The organism is Streptomyces sp. NPDC001070 (genome assembly GCF_053598835.1).
The window spans coordinates 1-5,478 of the sequence record NZ_JBSFLB010000076.1; the positions used below are offsets into that span (position 1 = coordinate 1).

Sequence of the window (5,478 nt, forward strand, 5' to 3'; positions counted from 1 at the left end):
CGCCGGGCGGCGGCCGAGGCCTGCGGGATCCATCTGTACGTCGAGGGCGGTACCGGCACCGCGCCCGACCCCGAGGTGGCCACCCTCATCGCCAGTGTGCAGCGCCTGTCCGAGGCCGACCGCCGGCACGTCTCCGCCCTCGTCGAATCCCTCCTCCGCAGTTCGGCCCCGTCCTAGGGGAATCCCCGGGGCCGGGCCGGTGTGCCGCCGCCGGCGTCCCGGCAGCGGCGCAGGAAGCCGCTCTGGTCGAGGCCGCACAGCGCCGCCATCGGCTCGCCGCACCGGCGCGCGCGGTCGTGCTCCGGCGCGACCCCGAAGCGCTGCGCCGTCAGCGCGCTCAGCAGCGCGCCGCCGTATGCGAGGCGCCGCAGCCGGTTGCGCGCCGATGTGGTCCCGGTGGTCCCGCGCATTCAGCACGCCGCCGGTCTGGTGACGCGCAGCCAGCCGATGACCGCGTTGACGGTCGCGTAGTCGAGTTCGGCGATCCTGGCGACGGCGTCCGCGTCGTCCCGGCGCACCAGGATGCCGGCGGCGTCGAGGGCGCAGTGCAGCATGACCTGGTGGGCCTGGGTGGGCGGCAGGGTATGGCCCGGACGGATCTGTGAGCGCAGCAGGTAGGAGATCGGCAACGGGGGCGTCTGTCTTTCCACGGTCATGCTCGGGTTCCCTCGAAGTATTCGGAAAGGGCGGTGGTGAGGTCGAGCCGGCTGTGCCATTCGCGATGGTCCAGGAGTTCGGTCTGCGTCCGGGCCCAGAAAGCTCCGATCACGGCGTGGTCGTTCCGGTCGGCGACCAGTCCGGTGGGGGGCGCCAGCCCGCGGGCGTGGGCGCGTTCGGTGAAGACGAGCGTGGTGAAACGTCCCTCCGGCCGCGGCCCGGGGTGGACCGAGTGCCGCAGGACGGCCCTGCTCAGGGCGTCCGCCGCCACCGCGGCGGCCGGCGTGGAACCCGTGCTCCAGCCCACCAGCCGCCGGGCGTGGGCGTCGAGCACGACCACGCACAGCAGTTCACCCTGCCGGGTGGGCAGTTCGACGGCGTCGGTCACCCAGAGCCGGTCGGGTACGCCGGGGCGGCCCTGGAGCCCGGCGCGCCGCATGAGCAGCTCGACCGTGCCGTGGCTGATGGGGATCCCGTGCCGCAGGGTGAGTTCCTCGTGGATCCGCCGGTAGCCGAAGGTGCCGCGCGAGGCGGCGTGGATGGAGGTGATGAGGTCCGTCAGCCAGGCGTGCCGCGTGGACCGGGCCGACGGGGGCCGGCCACGCCAGGTGAAGTACCCCGATTCCGAGGTCCCGAGAACGCGGGTCGCGGTCCGGATCGGGAGACCTTCACCAGCCATCATGTGCACGACCTCGAATCGCCTTTTGGGGACACCACATCGCGCAGCAGCTCGGTGACCCTCCGGTGGACGGCGAGTTCGGTCTCCAGTTCGGCGATGCGCTTGCGCGCGGCGCTCAGTTCGGCACCGTTGGCCGGTGACCGCCGCGGCCTCCCCAGGTGCGGCAGATGGGTGCGTCGCCACTGGTAGATCGTCTGGTCGCCGAGGCCGAGGTCCAGGGCGACCTTCTTCACGGGCTCGCCGGCGGCCAGCAGATCGAGGGCCTGGCGGCGCAGCTCGGGCGGATATCGTCTGGGCACTTCATCCCTCCGGGAAGGCCTGTCGTGGTCCCGGGCCGGGGACCCGTCTGGGGGTTTGGGGAGGTGAGGGACGTTTCCCCGGCCCGGAAGCGGTGTGGCGTCAGCTGACGTGGCGGTGCATGGTCACGGTGGGCCGGAACTCCCGCAGCGGGCTGGCGCCGGAACCGGCCGGGACCCCGGCCGCGGCCCGGTCCAGGATGGCCCTGACCTCGGCGGCGAGCGCGTCCGCCCGGCGTTCGATCTCGGACATCGGGTCGCCGCACCGCTTCAGCGCGGCCAGCCGGCGCCGGATGTCGGCGAGCCGGTCCCGGTCGTGGGCGCTGAAGGTGAGCGGCCGCGGGGTCGCCACGATGAACTGGTAGGCGCCCGCGAAGGTCTGGCACCCGCTGCAGTGCTGGTTGACGGCACGGCTGATGTTCGTGGCGTTGATCCGGCGGAGGTCGACACCGGAGGTGGTGACGATCTGGAAGGAGAGGGCGATCGAGCGGCACGGGCGGTTGAGCGAGCAGCCGACCGAGGCGGCGACCGCCCGGTTGTGCGCCGCGGCGGCGATGAGCGGCCCGAACTGGTGGACCGAGAACTCCTCGTCGTACTGGACCGGGTGTGCTCGGTTGGCCAGGGTGTGCGCCTCGTCCACGGCGGCGGCCACATCACGCGGGATGCTCGACCCCGATGCCGCGCCTGCCGGTGCCGCGGTGGCGAAGGCGACGAGGCCGGCGGTGGTCAGCATGCCCAGCCGGACGGCCTTGCGGCCCACCGTGCTGGTGTGGGGCTTTCGGTGCGTCACGGACTTCTCCTGTACGGATGGAAGGGATTTCTGGGGGGAAAGCCCGCGTCACGTCGGCAGGGACGCGGGGAAGGACACGGTGAAGCTCGGGATGGGGGGATCCGATGGCGTCGCCGACTCCGACGGCGTGGCGGTGGGCGAGCCCGCGGAGGAGCTCGGCCCGGCCGTGGCCGTGGTCTGGGTGTTGCTCGGTTCCGGCTCGCCGCGGCTGGACCGCGGGCTGGGCGACCGGTCCGGCGAGGGGCTGCCACTGGCCGATGCCGAGGCGTCGGCGGAGCCCGACTCCGACGGTGAGGCGGACAGGGCCGTCGCCGGCGGCTCGCTCGCGGCCAGGGTCACCGGGGGTGTCGTGGTGCTCGGCAGCGGTGCCGGGGCGACGGGGCGCAGCGGCCGGATCTCGGGCACCCCGGGCTGCAGGATGGGGGCGATCGGCGGCTGCGGCGGCAGCGGTTTGGGGGTCACGCCGCCCACCCACGCGGCGCACAGCGCCGCACCTCCGGCCAGCGTGGCCCCGCCGATCAGGAGCCTCAGCCGGAGATTCCCCTCCGTGGCGCGGACGACGTAGCGGACGAGCCGGCCCCCGAGGCGTACGGACAGGTACGCCGCCCCCGCCAGGGGGCAGATCAGCATGAGGCTGCCGATGACCCCGACCGTCCCCGCGGCGAACTGGCCGTCGGCGAAGGCGGAGCCGGTCCCGGTGAGCTGCTCGACCAGGGAGCGCAGGCTCGTCTCCAGCAGGCGCGGCAGGTTCCACAGCACGTAGCCGAGCTCCGCCAGGAGCAGGGGCACCATCGTCAGCACCCATGTGGTGACGATGATCCGGGCGGATCGCTTGAGGTCGGCGATCTCGGGTGCCACCGGGCGGCCCGGCAGCATGCTCTGCAGGATCGGCTTGATCTTGCCGAAGAGGTCCGGGACGCCGGCGAGGTCGCCGAGGATGTAGTAGCCGTCCAGCCGCACGGCCGGCATCAGCTGCTCGATGATCTCGAAGTGCGCCAGGTAGATGGCGGCCAGGAAGAAGGACTGCCCGGTGGCGAAGTACCCGCCGGCCAGGGCCAGTATGAAGACGACGTTGAAGTAGACGCCGCCCAGGTCGGTGCGCATGCGTCCGGCCCGGCCGATCCGGTAGACGTCGGTGACGTCGGTGTACATGGACGGCCAGATCAGGAAGATGCCGCAGCCGATGGCGCCGGGGCGGGCCCCGCCGTACCGGCACGCGGAGGCGTGCCCGAACTCGTGGAAGACGAGCGAGGCGACGGTGAGCGCGAACACCGCCAGCATGAGCAGCGGCTGCTCCAGCACCTCGAGCACGGGGGTCATCGCCCCGTGGACGGCGAACAGCCAGATCTCCATGGCGATCGCCGCGGAGAGCACCAGCGTCACCACCAGGGGACGGTGCAGCCAGGCCAGGTTCCGGGCGATCCGGGCGACCTGCCGCTCACGGAAGATGACCCGGTGGCCCTTCAGGACGAGCAGGAGATCCGCGGTGGGGCCGGTGACCTGGTCGTCCTCCTGGCCGAAAGGGACGGTGACGCCCAGCGGCTGGAGCTTGTTCTCGATCAGGTAGTGCACGTTCTCGGCGCTGACCTCACGGCCGAAGCGTCCGCTGACCCGGTGCGAGATGGCCTCGGTGTCGCGTCGCCCGTCGATGGCGCGGGCGACCAGGTAGAGCAGCCGGCTCAGCTGCACGACCTGCCCGTCGCCCCTGCGGACGATGTACCGGGGCTCGGTGAACCCGGATCCCTGGTACTCGCCCAGGAGTTGCAGCCCCGCGCCGAGTCGCGGAACGGGGAAGCCCGTGTCGTAGGGAGGTTCCATCCCGTCCGCGCCGTACACCGCCGTCCCCATGGGGCCGAGGCCATGAGCAATGTGACTTTCCGTCACCTTCCTGCTCTTCCTCCCGAGACGGACCGCGCCACGACGGGCGCGGTCCGCACACGTACGGGTGTTGTTACTGGCGGATGCTGATGGCCTGGGTGGCCTCGGACTGGGCGACCGCGAACGGGGAGTACTGGTTGGCCGCGAGCGACTCGTTGTGCGCGTCGACGTGGGCCACGTGCTTGGTCACGTGCGTGGTCTTGACGAAGCTGAACTTCAGCTTGCCCAGGGCCTCGCGGCCCGGCAGCAGCTCCGCGGACTCGGCGTCGAGCTGGTCCATGTTCATGGAGGGGATACCTTTCTCGGTATGCGGAAGGAGGTGGAGCGCCGACTACTGCTTGATGCTGATGGCCTGGGTGGCCTGCGACTGCGCCACCGCGTACGGCGACCACTCGTTGGCCGCGAGCGACTCGTTGTGCGCGTCGACGTGGGCCACGTGCTTGGTCACGTGCGTGGTCTTGACGAAGCTGAACTTGAGCTTGCCCAGGGCCTCGCGGCCGGGCAGCAGCTCCGCGGACTCGGTGTCCAGCTCACGCATGTCGAGCATGGGGGATCCTTTGTAGGAAGGGTGCGAACAGCAGTCGGGTCCCAGAACCCGTCCATCCACACCGGACGATCTGTCTGACGGCGTTGGACAGTAGTCCGACCCCCCGGCCCCGGCAAGCGACCCGCATCCATGACATTCCGTCAACAGGGCGGCGGGACAAGGGAAACGACAGGTGAGAGGGCCGGCAGGGACACTCCGGCCACCGGGCGCCGGCCACCGGATATCACTCGAACGGGTCAATCCACCCGTTGCCTGACGTAGGGAAGTCCCGGCAGACGGGGCGAAGCGCGACGAACCGGTGGCTATCCTCTCGACCTCCGAGGCGTTTGGGCCGGCCGTTTGGGCCGACGGGGCCTCCGGTGAGAGGGGTGCACGTGCTTGTCGTTCAGGGGGCGTCCGCCACCGCTGTCGTCCGCCATCGGACCGGAGAGCCGGTGGTCCTGCTTTCCGGAGAACTCCCGGCGGTCCTCACTCCGGCCAGCCTCGACGAACTGCTGAATCTGGCGGCGGCGGTCCTCACGGTCGAGGAGATGACACTCTTCCGCAGTTGCCTGACCGCGCTGCGCTGCGGGGAGAAACTCCAGGAACGCCGAATCGAGGTCAGCGGAGCCGTCCTCACCGTCTACAGCAG

General features: G+C 71.3%; 9 protein-coding genes. 1 reads left to right on the plus strand and 8 read right to left on the minus strand.

Going from position 1 to position 5,478, the window contains the following annotated elements; translation table 11 throughout:
• Window positions 1-173 precede the first annotated feature (173 nt).
• The 8 genes from ACWDAS_RS41195 to ACWDAS_RS41230 all read right to left on the minus strand — a co-directional run bounded on the left by ACWDAS_RS41195 (window position 174) and on the right by ACWDAS_RS41230 (window position 4,847).
• Window positions 174-410, minus strand: a complete 237-nt coding sequence (locus ACWDAS_RS41195) for a hypothetical protein (RefSeq protein WP_450401087.1) — start codon at window positions 408-410, stop codon at window positions 174-176.
• Window positions 411-656, minus strand: coding sequence for a hypothetical protein (locus ACWDAS_RS41200; RefSeq protein WP_450401089.1), 246 nt, complete (start codon window positions 654-656; stop codon window positions 411-413).
• Window positions 653-1,339 carry an IS3 family transposase gene (locus tag ACWDAS_RS41205; RefSeq protein ID WP_450401091.1) on the minus strand — a complete coding sequence of 229 codons (687 nt, stop codon included), beginning with the start codon at window positions 1,337-1,339 and terminating at the stop codon, window positions 653-655. Before ACWDAS_RS41205 ends, ACWDAS_RS41200 begins: the two co-directional genes overlap by 4 nt.
• Window positions 1,336-1,635: a transposase gene (locus ACWDAS_RS41210; protein WP_450401092.1), complete on the minus strand. Its 300-nt coding sequence runs from the start codon at window positions 1,633-1,635 to the stop codon at window positions 1,336-1,338. Before ACWDAS_RS41210 ends, ACWDAS_RS41205 begins: the two co-directional genes overlap by 4 nt.
• A 100-nt stretch (window positions 1,636-1,735) precedes the next feature.
• Window positions 1,736-2,422 (minus strand): hypothetical protein, encoded by a 687-nt coding sequence (locus tag ACWDAS_RS41215; RefSeq protein ID WP_450401093.1) that lies wholly within the window; start codon window positions 2,420-2,422, stop codon window positions 1,736-1,738.
• Between the two features lie 48 nt (window positions 2,423-2,470).
• Window positions 2,471-4,270 (minus strand): hypothetical protein, encoded by a 1,800-nt coding sequence (locus ACWDAS_RS41220; protein ID WP_450401094.1) that lies wholly within the window; start codon window positions 4,268-4,270, stop codon window positions 2,471-2,473.
• Window positions 4,271-4,373: 103 nt separating this feature from the next.
• A complete protein-coding gene (locus tag ACWDAS_RS41225) occupies window positions 4,374-4,586 on the minus strand; it encodes a hypothetical protein (protein WP_450401096.1) in 213 nt (70 codons plus the stop codon).
• A 45-nt stretch (window positions 4,587-4,631) separates the two neighbouring features.
• Window positions 4,632-4,847 (minus strand): hypothetical protein, encoded by a 216-nt coding sequence (locus ACWDAS_RS41230; protein ID WP_450401098.1) that lies wholly within the window; start codon window positions 4,845-4,847, stop codon window positions 4,632-4,634.
• Window positions 4,848-5,281: 434 nt separating this feature from the next.
• Here ACWDAS_RS41230 and ACWDAS_RS41235 point away from each other — a divergent pair.
• The coding region (locus ACWDAS_RS41235) for a hypothetical protein (protein WP_450401099.1) at window positions 5,282-5,478 on the plus strand (197 nt) is incomplete at its 3' end.

Coding starts and splice junctions, on each gene's coding strand:
- ACWDAS_RS41220 (WP_450401094.1), bottom strand. CDS start 4,270: ATGGGGACGGCGGTGTACGGCGCGGACGGGATGGAACCTCCCTACGAC.
- ACWDAS_RS41195 (WP_450401087.1), bottom strand. CDS start 410: ATGCGCGGGACCACCGGGACCACATCGGCGCGCAACCGGCTGCGGCGC.
- ACWDAS_RS41200 (WP_450401089.1), bottom strand. CDS start 656: ATGACCGTGGAAAGACAGACGCCCCCGTTGCCGATCTCCTACCTGCTG.
- ACWDAS_RS41205 (WP_450401091.1), bottom strand. CDS start 1,339: ATGATGGCTGGTGAAGGTCTCCCGATCCGGACCGCGACCCGCGTTCTC.
- ACWDAS_RS41225 (WP_450401096.1), bottom strand. CDS start 4,586: ATGAACATGGACCAGCTCGACGCCGAGTCCGCGGAGCTGCTGCCGGGC.
- ACWDAS_RS41230 (WP_450401098.1), bottom strand. CDS start 4,847: ATGCTCGACATGCGTGAGCTGGACACCGAGTCCGCGGAGCTGCTGCCC.